This window comes from Acinetobacter sp. AOR41_HL (assembly GCF_027854645.1).
GTDB classification, from domain to species: domain Bacteria; phylum Pseudomonadota; class Gammaproteobacteria; order Pseudomonadales; family Moraxellaceae; genus Acinetobacter; species Acinetobacter nosocomialis.
This window is the reverse complement of the sequence record NZ_JAKTHZ010000011.1, coordinates 1-17,328: the sequence shown is the minus strand read 5'-3', so window position 1 is coordinate 17,328 and position 17,328 is coordinate 1. Positions and strand designations below refer to the sequence as shown.

Genomic DNA, 17,328 nt, shown 5'->3' with positions numbered 1-17,328 from the left:
GTAGCAATAATGACGCGTACTGCAAACGAGTTTCTCACTCCGCAAGCGATCAAGGTCGAAGCGGTAAGCGGGACCTCGGCAAAAGTGATTCTAGAACCTTTAGAGCGTGGTTTTGGCCATACTCTAGGTAATGCTTTACGTCGCATTCTATTGTCTTCTTTACCTGGCGCTGCTGTGGTTGAAGTAGAGATAGAAGGTGTCGAGCACGAGTACAGTACTTTAGAAGGCTTGCAGCAGGACATCGTCGAGCTCTTGCTGAACCTAAAAGGATTGTCTATTAAGCTGTTCGATCAAAATGAAGCTTATTTAACATTAGAAAAACAAGGTCCTGGCGATATTACTGCTGCCGACCTTCGTTTACCTCATAATGTTGAAGTGGTTAACCCAGATCATTTAATCGGTACTTTGAGTGCTTCAGGTTCATTAAAAATGCGCTTGAAAGTTGCTCAAGGTCGTGGTTATGAAACTTCTGATTCTCGTTTCCCTGAAGGTGAAACACGTCCTGTAGGTCGTTTGCAATTAGATGCTTCTTATAGCCCAATTAAACGTGTTTCTTACACCGTTGAAAATGCGCGTGTTGAACAACGTACCGATTTAGATAAGCTGGTAATCGACCTTGAAACAAATGGAACGGTTGATCCTGAAGAAGCAATCCGCAAAGCGGCAACAATCTTGCAACAACAAATTGCAATTTTTGTTGATCTTCAGAAAGACCAAACTCCAGTTGCTCAAGAGCCTCGTGAAGAAGTTGACCCAATCTTGCTTCGCCCAGTAGATGATCTAGAGCTTACTGTTCGTTCTGCTAACTGTTTGAAAGCAGAAAATATTTACTACATTGGTGATCTCGTTCAACGTACTGAAGTTGAGTTGTTAAAAACTCCTAACCTTGGTAAAAAATCGTTAACAGAGATCAAAGATGTTTTGGCATCGAAAGGCTTACAACTCGGTATGCGTCTTGAAAACTGGCCACCAGCTAGTCTTCGTATGGACGACCGTTTTGCCTATCGTAGCCGTTAATTAAGTAGGACTATCACCATGCGTCATCGTAATAGTGGTGTGAAATTAGGCCGTACAAGCAGCCATCGTAAAGCGATGTTCCAAAACTTGGCTAATTCTTTATTTGAACACGAGTTGATCAAAACAACTGTTCCTAAAGCTAAAGAATTACGTCGTGTTGCTGAGCCTTTAATCACTCTAGCAAAAAACGATACTGTAGCAAATCGTCGTTTAGCATTTGCTCGTACTCGTAATGCTGCAACTGTTGGTAAATTATTTACCGTACTCGGCCCTCGTTACAAAGAACGTAACGGCGGTTATCTACGTGTTCTTAAAGCGGGCTTCCGTGCTGGTGATGCAGCACCGATGGCTTACGTTGAGCTTGTAGATCGTGAAGTGAACACTTCAGCTGAATAATTGATATTATTCGAAAAAGGCCGGCTTTATGCCGGTCTTTTTTATGTTTTGAAAAATGGAAAATTTAAAAATTGTCCTCAAGTGACATAAAAAAACGGATAAACGGTCAAACTTGACATTGTGTATTGTCAAAATTGTGCTTTAATAAAGTCATATTCTCAACAATGGGTATAAAAATAAAATGGAAAAGCAAGTTGATATTCTAATCATTGGTGCCGGCATTTCAGGAATCGGAGTGGCTGCCCATTTATCTAAAAATTCTCCACAACGTCAGTTTGAAATTTTAGAGCGTCGTGAATCTTTTGGGGGGACTTGGGACCTCTTTCGTTATCCTGGTATTCGTTCAGACTCAGATATGTCAACTTTTGGTTTTAACTTTAAACCATGGCGTAAAGCAAATGTATTGGCTGATGGAGCTTCTATTAAAGGATATTTAGGCGAAGTTATTGATGAATTTAAATTAAAAGAAAAAATTCATTTTGGTCATCGTGTACTTTCTGCAAATTATGATTCTTCATCTAAGAAGTGGAATGTTGTTGTCGAAGACAGTAATAAAAAACAGCAGACCTGGATAGCCAACTTTGTTGTAGGTTGTACAGGTTATTATAATTATGATCAAGGCTATGCGCCGACATTCCCAAATCAAGATGCTTTCAAAGGTCAACTTATTCATCCGCAGCATTGGCCAGAGAATTTAGACTATACGGGTAAGAAAGTAGTAATTATTGGTAGTGGAGCTACTGCAATTACTTTAGTACCAGCTATGTCAAAAGGTGGCGCTGGTCATGTGACGATGCTACAACGTTCACCGACTTATATTGCTTCTGTTCCGTCTATTGATTTCATCTATGAAAAAACACGTAGATTTATGTCTGAAGAGGCGGCTTATAAATTTACACGAGCACGTAATATTAGTATGCAACGGGCAATTTATGCATTGTCTCAAAAGCATCCGAAGACAGTTCGTCGTTTACTCTTAAAAGCAATTGAAATGCAGCTTAAGGGTAAAGTAGATATGAAACATTTTACACCTTCATATAACCCTTGGGATCAGCGTTTGTGTGTGGTACCTGATGGTGATTTATTTAAAATTCTTCGTGAAGGTAAGGCGAGTGTTGAAACTGATCAAATTGAAAAATTTACTGAGACCGGTATTCAATTAAAATCAGGTAAACATCTTGATGCAGATATCATTGTTTCTGCAACTGGTTTACAGGTTCAAATCATGGGTGGTGTGCAGGCAACTATTGATGGAGAGCCAGTTAAATCATCTGAACACATGCTTTATAACGGCGTGATGCTCAGCGATGTACCAAATATGGCGATGATTATTGGCTATGTAAATGCTTCGTGGACATTAAAAGTTGATATTGCAGCAGATTATATCTGTCGTTTATTAAACTATATGGATAAGAATAATTATGATGAAGTCATCCCATTTGGTGATAAGACTGTGATGGAAGAGGACACAGTCATGGGTAGCTTATCATCTGGTTATATTAGTCGTGCTGCTGACGTGATTCCTAAACAAGGTAAACAAGCACCATGGCAGGTAACCAATAATTATCTTGAAGACCGAAAATCATTAAAAAATGCAAAATTTGATGATGGTGTTCTACGCTTTCATAAGCATTCAGAAGTTACTACACGTAAACCAAAATTAGTATCTTGATATTCAAAAATAAAAAGGAGGCTATAAGCCTCCTTTTTATTGTGAACATTAAAGAGTTCTAGAGATTAGTTCTTTCATAATTTCATTGGTACCTGCATAGATACGGTTTGCTCGGTGATCGATGTAAGCGCGAGCAATTGGATATTCCAGCATATAGCCATAACCACCATGTAATTGAAGACATTCATCTACAACTTTTGAGAACATATCTGAAATTTTATATTTTGCAGCAGCAGCTGCTTCAACACTCAATTTTTCATCGAGTTGTAATTCCATACAACGATCTAAATAGGTACGGCAGAAATCAATTTCTGTACGTAATTCTGCGAGTTTGAAACGTGTATTCTGGAAAGCACTAATTGGCTTGCCAAATGCTTTACGATCTTTTGTATATTGAACAGTATGAGCAAACGCTGCTTCTGCACCAGCTTGGCAGATAATTGCCACCAACATACGCTCCCATGCTAATTCTTTCATGAGCATAATAAAGCCCATACCTTCCATGCCTAAAAGATTTTCTTTAGGAACACGGACGTTGTCGAAGAAAAGTTCACATGTATCTTGGCCTTTCATGCCAATTTTGTTGAGTGGCTTACCTTTAGTAAAACCTGCACGATCAGCTGCCACAATAATAAGTGATAAATTGGCAGAGCCTTTATCACTGTTGCCTGTTTTACAAACAACGATAGCCATATCGCACAAATAACCATTGGTAATAAATATTTTTGAACCATTAATGACATATTCATCGCCATCAAGAACAGCAGTCGTTCTCACAGCCTGTAAATCGGATCCTGTTCCTGGCTCGGTCATGGCAATCGCGGTTACTGTTTCGCCAGTCGCCATTTTAGGGAGCCATTTTTGCTTTTGTTCTTCGTTTCCAAAGTTATTGATATAGTTCGCGACAATATCGGAATGCAGTGAAAAACCTGTACTTGAGTCCATTGCATAGGCTTGTTCTTCAATAAGAATCATACTGTATAGGCGGTCAACACCTGAGCCACCGTATTGTTCAGGCATGGTTGTGCACAGTAAGCCTAAGGCACCCGCTTTATTCCAAAGATCTCGGTCAACATGTTGTTGTTTTTCATATTTTTCAGTATTTGGTACAACTTCTTTTTCATAAAACTTGCGTACAGTTTCTCGGAAAGCTTCATGTTCTTCATTTAATAGACGGCGAGGTAACATATTTGGAATGGGACGAATAGCACCAGATTGCATTGTATTTCTTCCTTGGTTTGGGCTTGATGTTATAAGTCTAAACATACGGGAAGCTTACTAGGTCTAACAATGTGATGAATGCTCATTTATAGCTATGAAGTGATAAGTTTGGTCAATTTGAGATTTTTAGCGAACTTTCTTATGTGATCAGGTAAACTAGGCGCACTATCAACGCAGATGGGGAAATAAATGTCTGAAGAAATGACCTTGGAAGAACGTAAAGTAGTTTATCGCGCACGCCGCGGTTTAAAGGAAATTGATGTCTATTTTGACCCGTATGTGAAAAATTATTATTTAAAGGCAGATCCAGCAGAAAAAGCATTATTTGCTGAATTGGTAGAGCAGGAAGATCCTGATTTACTTGACTGGTTTATGGAAGTATCTGAACCGCCGCGTACAGAATTACGTGATTTTATTCATAAATTAAAGCACTATGTTCATGGCTGATTAGTTTTGGACAGCCATTTGAATTTCAAACTGAAATATAGCCGTTTTGCGATTATATTTCAGTTTTTTATTGGCTTAAATTTGGTAGTTCTATTTTATCAACTCCTACCAATATTATGGTGGTTGGTTACGGTCAGTTTACTATTCATAAGTTTTATTTTCTTTTTAAAGCGGCCACAGCTCGCTCAAATTGCTCATTTAGATCAAAAATTATGGTCACTTAGCTTTCATTCAGAACAAACAATTTCTCGGGTAGAGATTTTAAAAATAATTGATTATCAGATTTTCATAGTGGTCTATTTTGAAGGGCATAAGACATTAACTTCTGTTATTTGGTTTGATCAAATGCCTCTATCTCAGTGGAAACAACTTAAAACCTTAGAAAAATTTTATTAATTGTTAGACAATTCTACATTTGTATATTTATTTAAAAGCATTAAAAATCAAATAATTAATATTTATTTCTTTTCAGGAAATTTAAATTGTCTAGTTAAAATACAGAAAAAAGAGCAAGAAATTTAATTGTCGGACAATTTCTCAATATGGTTATTATTCTATCGGTTAAAGTACAAACACCAACGTAAAGTGTGTCGGAGGTCTCAAATGGAGATGCCAACATGGTCGTTCTTGGTCATTGCCATCATTCTGGCAGTGGTGATAGGAAGAGCAGGAACTTTACTCAGGGAACATCTTAATAAAGCTAATTATAGCAAAGTTAAGAGACAGAGGATGCAAAGGTCGTCGGTCAGTCAATAGTTTAATTGGTTAATCGATTAATTTCATCAAGTGTCCAGTTTTACTGGGTGCGAATGTAGTAAGGAGGTCTCTCATGGAGATTTCAATGTGGATGTTTCTGTTAATTGCAGTTGTTATGGCTGTAGTAGTAGGAAGAGCAGGAACTTTACTCAAGGATTATATAGAACAACAATAATATAAGCCGTTAAAAGCTTATCCCAGTTAATAAGTAGCATGTGCTGAACCGTCGCAATGCTACTTTTTTTTGCCTAAAATTTTTGTTTCCCTGAAAAACTGTCAATTTTATCTGCTGTGAAGTGTGTCAAAGTATAAGCGCTACAATTAGAGTAATTACTCTTTTATTCAAGATATGCATCTGCTAATGTACATCTGAAAAGGAAAAAACAAATTACATCGAGGACAGGAAGATGTCTAAAGTCCAAAAAATAAGCCAAGGTTTGGCGATGAGTTTTCTTGCAGCTTCAGTTTTATCAGGTTGTTCATACGTCGTGAAAAGTGGAGCAAATGTTGCTTTAGGTTTTACGGAAAAGCATGTTGTTCCACCTATTTTAGCAATGCAAGATGCTGAAATGGTTTGTAATACTGGTAGTGCCTTAACTCCTGCAATCATGTCGACTAAGGGTATGGGTGCAGATCCTACTCGTGTCGCTGTCTTAATGTATGCTGCCTCAGGTGTATGCGCGGAAAACCAAGCATTAGAACAGGAGTTACGTTACTTGCGTGCTTCAAAAGCAGGACAGGTTACAGAAGCTCAAGATGCACGTATTGCGCAGAAGCGTTGGGCTGCTATTGCTGCTGAACGCCAATATACCGGCTATAAATTATTCGCTGATCGTTGGGAATCTAAATATAAGTACCATTTAGGTGACTCATGTCCAACTATGCGTAGTGATACTGATCAGACTGTATATCTACTGGGGATGATCAGCGGTCTTCAAGCGGTGACGAATGATATTAACTCAGGTGGTTCTGTCAATGTTCCGAAAGATATCGCTGCTATTGTAGAGCGTGGTATGGTCTGCCTTGATAACCAAAAGTTCTGGGGTGCACCAAATGCAACACGTGCGGTGATCTGGACTTTATTACCAGGGGCTAACGAAGGTAAGCCTGATCCGTATGAGACTTTAAAACAGTCAGTCCAAATTGGTGAACAAAAAGGTGTTCGTTTGTCTCACGCACTCTATGCTGTAGCTGCTCAGGCGAGTGGTGACGATGCAAAAATCCGTGATGCATTAAAAACATATGCAGCATCTCAAGCAGATGATAAACCAGTTAATCCGAACTTTAAGTTAATCGATAGTATGGCTGGTTTAATCGTTCGTGGCATTTCTGACCGTTACTGGACTGAGCATACCGGTGTTCGTACAGGCGATGGTGGTATGTCTCATTTCTGGGATGAGAAAAACGAAGGTTCAGCAGAACTGGATGAGTTATTTGATGGTGGGGCTGCATCAGAAGTTCCAGCTGACTCAACAACTGCACCTGCACAGTAAAAAGATCTGAAGAAACTCACTCCTTGCGTTACTACTGATTTTCGTATTAATCGTAAGGAGTTCAGTTTTAAAAGGAGTGTGCTATGAAAGATCATGTACTCAATAAAAAAGTGCTTTTGGTCGCAGGGTGCATTTCTGTTTCTGCATGTCTACAGGTATTTCCAGACTATTTTATTTATTGGCGCGAAAGCTTACTTGGTGAATTTTGGCGTTTGTGGACAGCACATTGGGTACATGTCGGCTGGATTCATTTTTTATTAAATATGATGGCATTTGCATGTTTGCCCTTCATATTTCCACATACCAAAGTGTGGCATATTTTAAGTCTTCTTTTTCTTCTGCCGCCTTTTATTAGTTTGGTTTTCTATTTTTATTTGCCTTATATCGATGCATATGCCGGTCTATCTGGAGTGCTCCATGGGCTGTATACGGCTGTTGCTTTAGTTTATTTGCAATACCGTAAAGAACGGAATTTTGCATTACTGGTTTTAGGTTTAATTATCGCCAAGCTAATTTGGGAAAATACATTTGGTCAAACAGGCACAGCACAGCTGATAGGAAGTCCTGTTTTAACCGAAGCTCATTTGTATGGGGCGATAGGCGGTGCAATCTTTGGAGGATGCTATTGGCTAATACAAAGATTCAAATAGAAAGATTGACAATACAAACTGTTAAAAAAGAGATTTTAGTCATTCTTTATTGATAAAGTTTGATGCAAATTTGATCGTTGAATAAAGGGATTGGTAGAAGGGGAATGGACGATACCCCTGACCAAGGAAATTGCATGACTCAAAGCCTTTGTTATGAGGGATTTGAGAGAACAAAATTGGAATATTTATGCAAGAATATCAAGAAAAAAGATCTGGATTAGGTCTGCTGGGTTATGTATGGAACGAATGGATCTCAACATTCGTGATCCTCATTTTGTTATTAATGACGCTCATAATTGGTACCGGGGAAATGATCCACGGACAATTATTACGTATCGGGGAACGCCTTTATGGTGACCCTGCTTCAGGCATGCAATATTCGTTTTTGCGTGCTGAGCCTGAAAAGCCATCTTGTGATCGACACCCAAATATTGATGCTCAAGTAAAAGAGCAAATGAAAGCGAATGCATCTGATGATTTCGCAAGCTTCTTTGGTGCAGCTTCAGAAAGTGATGTCCGTGCATCCTTACTAGCAGCACAGCAGCAATGTGAAGATAAATATTTGGCTTACGATAAAACCATTAAATATATTGAAGCACATCCAGGGGTACGTACATACCGTACGATTGAAACGGGTTTCTTTGGTATATTTAAATTTGGTACAGAAAATCGCGCAATTTTGCTGGTCTTTATGGTTTTGATTTCAGCGATTACTGCATCGTTAAAGTTTCACCATATTGGTTTACGTAACCCTGCAACAAAGCTGGACTACAAAGTGTATGCCTTCTTTATGTTGCTTGGTAATGCATTGCTCAGTTCGTCAGTAATTAGCCAGTACCGTTCTGTGATTAATTCAGGGGTTTCTCCAACTCATGAAACAATCATTATTTATTGGTTATGGATGATCTTGTTTGTCATTCTGACCTTAATTAGCCTTTATCAGCTATTTGTTTCCCCTGCGCCAAAACGTGAGGGTGGCAATATTGGCCTAGCTTTATTATGTGTACCTTTGTATGCGTATATGGCTGTGATTACAGGTGTAGCTTTTACGTTCTTTATGGATTATCCAATGGGCCAAGGGATTTACCTAGGTCAGTTGGTAGAATTCTCGGGCATTTTCTTAAACCTTGCCTTATTTATTTGGGCGGGTATGTTACTCACACAAACACGTGTTATGGATTTATTCCTAAACGTACTTCGTCCATGGAACTTGGCCCCAGAAACTTTAACTTGGTTAATTTTAATCGCTGCTGCTGTGCCGACTGCTTATACGGGTGCTTCTGGAATTTTCGTAATCGCAGCCGGTGCGATTATTTATAAAGAAGTTTGGAATGCTGGTGCTCGCCGCCAATATGCACTCGCTGTATCTGCAATGTCTGGTTCACTAGGTGTAGTGGTGCGTCCTTGTCTTTTGGTGGTTTTAATTGCCATGTTGGACAGCCGTCATGTTACATCTGATGAGTTATTTGGTCATGGTATTTATGTCTTCTGGTTAACTGCATTTATTTTCTTAGGTGTATCTCTTTTCTTGGCAGAAGAGAAGTTCCGCGTGAACTCGCCGAAAGTAGCACTTCCAGGCATGGCACGAGCTTTCGTACCCGTTATTCCATATATCTTAATTACAGTAGTTGTTCTTGCATTTTATAAATATGCATTAGATACCGGAATGAACGAATTTACTGCACCAGTAATTCTGCCACTCGTGCTGATTGCAATGATCTTGTACGATAAAATGGTTATGCCTAAAGAGGCACCAGCGTTAAATATTCATGAAGCAATTGTTCGTGAACATGAGAAAAAATCTCCATTTTTACAGTCACACGATCCGCATAGTTCACAGTTCCGTCTAGGTTTTGGTGGAGCATTACGTTTTGCAACATCAGAAACAGTTGGACATATTGGTGCGCTTATTATTTTGATGGCATTGTCAGCAAGTGTGGGTGGTTTAATCGAGCGTACCGAAATTGTTGAAATGTTGCCGACTCATTTGGGTAATATTTATATTTCGCTCGCATTTATTGCATTACTACTTGCCATTATTGGTATGTGTACCGATCCATTTGGTGCGGTAATTTTAGTAGCAGCAACGATTGCACCTGTAGCCTACGAAAATGGTATTCATCCAATTCACTTCTGGATGATTGTATTGGTTGCATTCGAGTTTGGTTATGTAACCCCACCAGTTGCCTTGAACCATCTATTGACGCGGTTATCGGTTGGTGATGATGAGGTAAATGCTGCCGATGCAGAAGCGAAAGAGAAGTACACAAGTTTCTATTACCGTTATGAACGTTGGTTATTACCAATTATTGTTTTGTTCTCATCATTGGTATTAGTTACTTATGCTCCATTAGTACTCAAACTATTTGGTTGGTACCAATAATCTAAATATGTAAGCTCAATAAAAACACTCTCTTTAAGGAGGGTGTTTTTTTATGTGGTAGTTATTTTGATATAAAAATTCTTAATAAATAAAAAGCTAGTTCAGAGTGAACTAGCTTTTTGCATCATAATGAGATTTAAATAAATACTATTGCTGTTTAACCTGAGCTTCAAGGAGTTTTACTTGCTCTTCTTTTAACTTAATGAGTTGGTCTGCATCGGCATGCTGGGCTTTTAGTGTTGCTTCCTGATCTTGCAGCTGCTGATGAATGTCATTAAGTTTAGAAACTTCTTCTTTTGCTAAAGACTCTTGCGCAGGGACAGGCTGTTTGAGCACATCTTCATTTACAAGTTGCTGCGAATTAGCAGTGTGTGTTTGAGCTACAGGCTCCGAACTTGCAGATGGTTGTGTCGTTTTTTGAGGTACAGGTGTCGAGGCTGGTTGAGGATCAACCATTGGCGCTGACGATTCAGTTTTTTTGAAAAACCATTGTGCTGCGAAAAAAAGCACTACGAGAATGCTTAAGCCCCCAATTAAAATCCACAATAATTTTGAGTTTTGTTTTCTTTGTAGTGGCATGTCTAAGACCTTTAGTCAGAACGACGAGGCTTGAACTGTATTACTCCAACTTCATCAGGTATAGCAGGCGTTTCGGGCTCATCAACATGAGTCGGTCGATTTTCGCTATATCCGCATTCGATACATTCAATCCATTCGTCTTCAGCGGTGGTTAGCATGACAATCCGATCTATGGCTTCACATTTTGGACATTTAGCTCCAGCAATGAAACGTTTTTTCATCTTTATCACCCTAACCACACGATCAATTTAGGCCCATAGTTTAAGCGGTTTTATTGTCATTCGTCCAACCTTGATGACGTAACAATGCATCAATTTTTGGCTCACGACCGCGGAAATTCACAAATGCTTCAAGAGCAGTGTCTTTTCCACCTACAGCTAAAATTGCTTGGCGGAATTCTTTACCTGTTTGAGTATTGAAAATACCTTCATTTTCGAAACGGTCAAATGCGTCACTTGCTAAAACTTCCGCCCATTTGTAAGAGTAGTAACCCGCTGCGTAGCCGCCTGCAAAAATATGACTAAAGCTATGTTGGAAACGATTGTATTCAACAGTTGGTACCACTGCATATTGTTTGCGAATATCATCTAAAGTCTGTTGAATTTGCTCACTATTTAATGCTGGTGTTTTGGTATGAATGGTTAAATCAAACAATGCAAATTCAAGCTGACGTAAAGTTTGCATACCAGACTGGAAGAAACGTGCATTTAATAAAGCATCAAGTAACTCTTGAGGTAAGGTCTGCTTGCTCTCAATATGCTCACTTAAAACATCCAGACTTTCTTTATCCCATGACCAAAACTCCATAAACTGACTTGGTAACTCGACTGCATCCCAAGCAACGCCGTGAGTACCTGCAACCGAAATATTATCTACTTCAGTGAGCATATGGTGTAAGCCATGGCCAAATTCGTGGAATAAGGTGATGACTTCATCATGAGTTAATAAGGCAGGCTGGTTACCTACAGGTGGTGTGAAGTTACACACCATATAGCAAATTGGTTTTTGTAAACCATGAACAGTTTGCATACGTGAGCGGAAGCCACTCATCCATGCACCGCCGCGTTTACCTGTACGTGCATATAAATCAAAGTAGAACCCACCAATCACTTGGCCTTGGTCTTCTAACTCAAAATAACGTGCATCTGGATGCCAAACTGGAGCTTCACGTTCAACAATATTAATACCGTATAGGCGCTGCACAATCTGGAATAAACCCTGAATGACTTTCGGAGCAGGGAAATAAGGCTTTAATGCTTCTTGTGACAAATTAAACTGTTGTTGTTTAAGCTTTTCAGAATAGTAAGTGGTATCCCAAGGTTTGAGTTCATCAATCCCATCTTGTTTGGCAATGGCTTGTAGCTCAGCAACTTCTTGGAGAGCAGGGGTACGTGCATGCTCAGCTAAGTCGGCTAAAAAGTCATGAACAGTTTTAACATCTGGAGCCATTTTACTAGCAAGAGAATATTCAGCGTAGTTATTGAAACCAAGTAGTTTTGCCATCTCTTGGCGAAGGCTCAAGATTTCTTCCATAATCTTGCTGTTATCAAATTCTGTTTGTTCAGATTGATCTGATGCACGAGTGACATAAGCTTTATAAAGCTCTTCTCGCAAAGTACGGTCATCGGCATAGGTCATAATGGCAAAATAAGCTGGGAAATCTAAAGTTGCTACTGCTTGATCAAGCTCACGCTGTTTGCCGTACTGTTTTAATAACTCAACATTACTTTCTGGAAGACCTTTTAATTGATCTTCTGTCAGTGGTTTAAAATAAGCCTGTGTCGCATCAAGTACATGGTTTGAGAAGTCCGAAGAAAGCTGTGAAAGACGTGCAGAAATTTCTGCGTAGCGTTTTTTCTCTTCACCTTCTAAAGCAACGCCAGAAAGTTTAAAGTCACGTAATGCAAGGCGGATCGCACTTTGTTTTGCGGGGCTTAACGTTGAATAACTCTGACCATCATGAATGTGTTGATAAGTCTGGTACAGCGCCGTATGTTGGCCAAGCTGAGTGTAATATTCACTTAAAGCAGGTAAGAGCGACTGGTAGACCTCTCTAGTTTCAGCATTACTCATCACAGCATTTAAATGTGACAACACTCCCCATGATTCACTGAGGTTATTTTCAAGTGCATCAATTTGTTCAAGCACGGCAAGTTGCTGATTTGTCTCGGATGGTGCAGCCGTAAGGGTATTTAAGAACTCTTGTCCCGCTTGAATCGCTTGTTGAATATCTTGTTTTAAATTATCTAAAGTAATTTGGTCAAAGCGGGGAGTAGGTAGAGTCGCTTGCTGTAAAGTCATTGCTAATAGCCACATTATTTTTTAAACATAGTATTAGATGTAGGTATTGTTAGGCAGGAAATCAAGCTTAATTTGAAAATAAACGTTTTAAAAGTATTAAGCCCCCATGCTTGGGAGCTTAATAAAAGGGAATAGAAACACTTATGAATTAGTCAGCCTTAGACTTGGCATTCGACTTTTTCTTTTTGGGTTTCGCTTTTTTCTTTACTTTTTCTGGCTTGGCTTCTGCTTTCGTAGAGGTTTTTTTGCCAGACTTTTTACTATATGAACTAGGTTTACCTTTTTCCTTCTTTTTACGGACAGGTTTTTCACCATCATTCGAAGGAGTAGATGGTTTGCCAAAAACTTCTTCAGTTGCTTGTGCCGCTGTTCTGGTTGTGCGTGGGGCACGACTGCGAACTACTCGTCCAGCATGTGTCACTTGCTGAATAAGTTGGAAATCGATCTTACGTTCTTCTAGATTTACACCAGCAACCTGAATTTTAACTTCATCGCCTAAACCGAAAACCTGACCACGATTTTGTCCAATAAGGTTTTGACTCGCTTGATCATAAATAAAGAAATCATCGCCGAGTTGGCTAATATGAATCATGCCATCAACATAGAGATCTTTAAGAGTAACGAATAGACCAAATTCAGTGACAGCACTTACAATACCAATGAACTCATCACCTAAGTGCTGTTGCATATAGTGGCACTTTAACCAAGTCGTTACACTACGAGATGCTTCATCAGCACGACGCTCGGTTTGAGAGAAATGTTCACCAGCATCATCTAAAGCCGCACCAGAAAGCGGATAAGGCTTTTGTTTAAGATGCGCTTTAATGGCACGATGTAACAATAAATCTGGGTAGCGGCGAATTGGTGAAGTGAAGTGTGTATAAGCTTCATAAGCTAAACCATAGTGACCGGCATTTTTTGCACCATAGTAAGCTTGCATCATTGAGCGTAATAACACTGCATGAATGCTTGGCGCATCAATGCGGTCTTTAGTTGCCTCAATAACTTTTTGATAATCTGCTTGAGTTGGTTGGTCGGGGAACGGTAAGCCAAGAAGTTTTACAAAGTCTTTTACTTTCTGAATACGTGAGAACTCAGGCGCTTCGTGTACGCGATATAACATTGGAATATCATGTTCTAATGCATATTCAGCCGCAGCAACGTTAGCAAGCAACATACATTCTTCAATCAGCTTATGTGCTTCATTACGTGTACGTGGCAAAATTTCTTTAATTCCGCCCAGCTCATCAAAAGTCATGTACGTTTCAATGGTTTCAAACTCCATTGCATGACGATCAGCACGTAAATTTTTCAAAATCTGATAAAGCTGGAAAAGCGTATTTAACGATTTGTGAATATCACGATCTTTTGGAATTGCGTCAGTTGCACCGTCAAAGTATTGCGCTACCTGTGTATAGGTCAAACGTGCTTTTGAATGCATTACTGATGGATAAAACTCATAACCAGTTACGCGGCCCGTACGTGAGAGCTTCAAGTCACAGACCATACATAAACGATCTACGTGTGGGTTAAGTGAGCACAATCCATTTGATAATGCTTCTGGTAGCATTGGTAAAACAAAATGAGGGAAGTAAACTGAAGTACCACGTTCTTCTGCTTCTTCATTTAGTGCTGAGCCTAGGCGTACATAGTGGCTTACATCAGCAATTGCTACAACAACGCGATAACCGCCACCAGGACGTTTTTCTGCATACACAGCATCATCGAAATCTCGAGCATCTTCACCATCGATTGTGACGAGTGCTAAATCTCTTAAATCAACTCGACCTTCACGGTCTTGTGCAGAAGGTTCCTTAAAACTTTCTGCTTCTTTTATAACTTCATCTGGGAATTCATAAGGCAAGCCAAACTCAAGAATGGTTTGTGGGATAATAATTTCTGTATCCGCTTTATCGGCCATAGATTGAATAATATGCGCCGTAGCAAACTCTTCGCGGGTTGGATAGGTATCGATAGCAACACGAAGCATATCGCCAACATTTGCTTTGGCATGTGCAACTAATTCTTTTTCTAATGGGATAGGTTGATGCTGATTTGGATTATTGGGTTGAATAAAGTATTCACCCTCGTGTATCGACAATTTACCAATTAACTGTTTTACACGGTGTTGGAGAACCTCGGTAATGAAACCCCACGGTTTACCTTTTCGGTCTACTGAGGTCTGCCGAACTCGGACGCGATCGCCGTTAAAGACTAAACGTAACTCGCGCTCAGGAAGCAAAAGATCATCTTGGCCATCAATATGTGCAGTGCCTAAACCTTTACTATTAATATAGACAGTGGCTTCATAGGTTGGTTGGTCTGCCACTAACTGAAACTTGAACCCTTCTTTCATGATTTGGCCATCACGAACCATTGCACTTAAGCGATGGCTTAAAGCTTCGATACTTTTTTGGTCTTGAATATGAAAATGGTCAACAAGTTCTGCATGAGATTGCGGCGTTTGCAATTGTTCCAACGTATCTAATATTAGAGTACGGCTTGGAATAGGATTGTCATAACGTTCAGCTTCAGCTTTCGCTTCGGGATCAGCCCAGTTTTTTGTCATGTCTTTTGGTTTCACGCTTGGCAGATAAGTTTAGCATAAGTCATGCAGACCAGAACTGCACGTTTAGGTTTGCAATAATGTGTTATGCGCTACTGTATTTTAATGAAGAAATAATATCTATCTTAACAAGCGTTTGATCGAAAAAGACGAAAATAATAAGGAAATTGCTTAAAAAATAATTCATTGAACGAAAAAATAAGAAAATTTCAGTATGATGACTTGAACAATAAGGTTTTAGTTTGTATTATGGCGGCTCGTTCCGGTGAGGTGGATGAGTGGCTGAAATCACTTCCCTGCTAAGGAAGCATACCTATTACTGGTATCGAGGGTTCGAATCCCTCTCTCACCGCCATTTACTTAATGCGCTCATAGCTCAGCTGGATAGAGCACTTGGCTACGAACTAAGGGGTCGGGAGTTCGAATCTCTCTGAGCGCACCAAGTAAAACAGAACGAATCGCTGAAAAGCACACAAGTTACGCGCTCATAGCTCAGCTGGATAGAGCACTTGGCTACGAACTAAGGGGTCGGGAGTTCGAATCTCTCTGAGCGCACCAACTTGAAGAATTAACCGCTTTTATAGCGGTTTTTTTGTGCCTGTTATTTAGTAAAATTTTAAAAATCTAAATTTATAACTTTTAATTATATTAGAGATAATGATAAATGAATCTGGCTTTATTTGACTTTGATGGCACGATCACTCATAACGATACTTTTAGTTTATTTCTTAAATTCTCTTTGAGTAGAAAAACTCAAATATTAGGTGGTCTTCGGCTTGCGCCTTATATTGCAGGATATAAGTTCGGATGGGTAACGGATAAAACCATACGAATTAAGCTCTGTCAGGTGGGATATATAGGCTATGATGCAAACTCTCTAAAATATATGGGACAAGAGTTTGCTAAAACGGTAATTCCTACCTGTATTCGTGAAAATGCTTTAGAACGTATTCACTGGCATAAACAGCAAGGAGATCAGGTTGTTGTGGTATCCGCTTCATTGGGTGTTTATTTAGAAAGTTGGTGTCAGTCTTTAGATTTGGACGTTATCTGTAATCAACTTGAAATAGATAATGGTATTTTAACGGGTAATTTTATTAATGGTGATTGTGGTTATTTAGAAAAAGTAAATAGAATAAAAAATAAATATGACCTAACCCAATATTCTACAATTTATGCTTATGGAGATACTCCTAATGATTATGCAATGTTAGAGCTAGCACATAAGAAATATTATAGATGGCAAGAGATGAATTAATTATTAATTAATATTTAAAAATATATTTAAAAAAGAAAGCCACTTTATCAGTGGCTTTCTTGAAGATTATTAAACAGTATGTACAGAGATATTTAAGAAGTGGTCAGTAAGTAGTGACTGAGGTACTAAAGTATGAACCGTGTCTGTTACGTTAGATACTGTAGAAGATACTCCGCCTAAGTTACCAGTTACTCCACCTAATAAGTTAGAAATAACATCTGTGCCACCTGTACCAGTTACGCCACCAGTTAAGCTACCTACGATATCTGTTACGACACCGATAGGGTTGCTGCCAGCTGTACCCCCAGTCACACCACCAATAATATCGGTAACTGTGCCAAGTGGGTTACTTCCAGTAGTACCACCAGTTAAACCACCAATAATGTCAGTTACAGTGCCAAGTGGACTATCACCGCCTACACCACCAGTAACACCGCCAATAGCACCAGTCGCACCACCAAGAATGTCGGTTAAAATGCCAGCCGCAGTTGTGGCATTTGAAACGAGAGTGTTGACAATACCAGTCGCATGATCAGTTGCACCTTGGATATTGCCGCCCACTAAATCAGATACAACTTCAAGCGCACCA

14 protein-coding genes, 3 tRNA genes and 1 pseudogene are annotated in these 17,328 nt (G+C 39.4%); 12 read left to right on the top strand and 6 right to left on the bottom strand.

The features are described 5' to 3' along the window. The first annotated feature begins 9 nt into the window (after window positions 1–9). The 3 genes from MKL35_RS02895 to MKL35_RS02885 all read left to right on the top strand — a co-directional run bounded on the left by MKL35_RS02895 (window position 10) and on the right by MKL35_RS02885 (window position 3,085). Window positions 10–1,017 carry a DNA-directed RNA polymerase subunit alpha gene (locus MKL35_RS02895; RefSeq protein WP_002049752.1) on the top strand — a complete coding sequence of 336 codons (1,008 nt, stop codon included), beginning with the start codon at window positions 10–12 and terminating at the stop codon, window positions 1,015–1,017. 18 nt (window positions 1,018–1,035) lie between these two features. After that, on the top strand, window positions 1,036–1,413 hold the full coding sequence (rplQ, locus tag MKL35_RS02890; RefSeq protein ID WP_002049717.1) for a 50S ribosomal protein L17: 378 nt from the start codon (window positions 1,036–1,038) through the stop codon (window positions 1,411–1,413). A gap of 181 nt (window positions 1,414–1,594) precedes the next feature. After that, a complete protein-coding gene (locus MKL35_RS02885; protein WP_065286445.1) occupies window positions 1,595–3,085 on the top strand; it encodes a flavin-containing monooxygenase in 1,491 nt (496 codons plus the stop codon). A 48-nt stretch (window positions 3,086–3,133) separates the two neighbouring features. On the opposite strand, the gene MKL35_RS02880 is transcribed toward MKL35_RS02885, so the two are convergent. Beyond that, a complete protein-coding gene (locus tag MKL35_RS02880; protein ID WP_032011511.1) occupies window positions 3,134–4,306 on the bottom strand; it encodes an acyl-CoA dehydrogenase family protein in 1,173 nt (390 codons plus the stop codon). Between the two features lie 189 nt (window positions 4,307–4,495). Here MKL35_RS02880 and MKL35_RS02875 point away from each other — a divergent pair, with 189 nt between their 5' ends. The 5 genes from MKL35_RS02875 to MKL35_RS02855 all read left to right on the top strand — a co-directional run bounded on the left by MKL35_RS02875 (window position 4,496) and on the right by MKL35_RS02855 (window position 10,035). Next, a complete protein-coding gene (locus MKL35_RS02875; RefSeq protein WP_002049719.1) occupies window positions 4,496–4,753 on the top strand; it encodes an FAD assembly factor SdhE in 258 nt (85 codons plus the stop codon). A gap of 6 nt (window positions 4,754–4,759) precedes the next feature. Then, window positions 4,760–5,149: a hypothetical protein gene (locus tag MKL35_RS02870; RefSeq protein WP_032011514.1), complete on the top strand. Its 390-nt coding sequence runs from the start codon at window positions 4,760–4,762 to the stop codon at window positions 5,147–5,149. Between the two features lie 767 nt (window positions 5,150–5,916). After that, entirely contained in the window at window positions 5,917–7,002 is a 1,086-nt protein-coding gene (locus MKL35_RS02865) for a hypothetical protein (protein ID WP_002049690.1), read from the top strand. Window positions 7,003–7,085: 83 nt separating this feature from the next. Then, entirely contained in the window at window positions 7,086–7,652 is a 567-nt protein-coding gene (gene rrtA / locus MKL35_RS02860; RefSeq protein ID WP_004711824.1) for a rhombosortase, read from the top strand. A gap of 187 nt (window positions 7,653–7,839) precedes the next feature. Beyond that, window positions 7,840–10,035, top strand: coding sequence for a TRAP transporter large permease subunit (locus tag MKL35_RS02855; RefSeq protein WP_006580689.1), 2,196 nt, complete (start codon window positions 7,840–7,842; stop codon window positions 10,033–10,035). 147 nt (window positions 10,036–10,182) lie between these two features. Here the strand turns inward: MKL35_RS02855 and MKL35_RS02850 are convergent, their stop codons facing one another. From MKL35_RS02850 to rnr, 4 genes are all read right to left on the bottom strand, one after another. Continuing rightward, a complete protein-coding gene (locus MKL35_RS02850; protein ID WP_022575950.1) occupies window positions 10,183–10,614 on the bottom strand; it encodes a hypothetical protein in 432 nt (143 codons plus the stop codon). 11 nt (window positions 10,615–10,625) lie between these two features. Further along, on the bottom strand, window positions 10,626–10,835 hold the full coding sequence (locus MKL35_RS02845) for a YheV family putative zinc ribbon protein (RefSeq protein ID WP_002049754.1): 210 nt from the start codon (window positions 10,833–10,835) through the stop codon (window positions 10,626–10,628). Window positions 10,836–10,875: 40 nt separating this feature from the next. After that, window positions 10,876–12,930: a M3 family metallopeptidase gene (locus MKL35_RS02840; RefSeq protein ID WP_032011515.1), complete on the bottom strand. Its 2,055-nt coding sequence runs from the start codon at window positions 12,928–12,930 to the stop codon at window positions 10,876–10,878. A gap of 133 nt (window positions 12,931–13,063) precedes the next feature. Beyond that, the gene (gene rnr / locus MKL35_RS02835) at window positions 13,064–15,484 is read right to left on the bottom strand and encodes a ribonuclease R (protein WP_004711833.1); all 2,421 of its coding nucleotides are present in this window, start codon (window positions 15,482–15,484) and stop codon (window positions 13,064–13,066) included. Between the two features lie 261 nt (window positions 15,485–15,745). Here rnr and MKL35_RS02830 point away from each other — a divergent pair. The 4 genes from MKL35_RS02830 (at window position 15,746) to MKL35_RS02815 (ending at window position 16,739) form a co-directional block, all read left to right on the top strand. Next, window positions 15,746–15,836 (top strand) — tRNA-Ser (locus tag MKL35_RS02830). A gap of 10 nt (window positions 15,837–15,846) precedes the next feature. Then, window positions 15,847–15,923, top strand: a tRNA-Arg gene (locus tag MKL35_RS02825). A 39-nt stretch (window positions 15,924–15,962) separates the two neighbouring features. After that, window positions 15,963–16,039 (top strand) — tRNA-Arg (locus MKL35_RS02820). Between the two features lie 106 nt (window positions 16,040–16,145). Next, entirely contained in the window at window positions 16,146–16,739 is a 594-nt protein-coding gene (locus MKL35_RS02815) for an HAD family hydrolase (RefSeq protein ID WP_017392652.1), read from the top strand. A 69-nt stretch (window positions 16,740–16,808) separates the two neighbouring features. Here MKL35_RS02815 and MKL35_RS02810 read toward each other — a convergent pair. Further along, window positions 16,809–17,328: pseudogene (locus MKL35_RS02810) on the bottom strand (hypothetical protein); the annotation flags it as partial.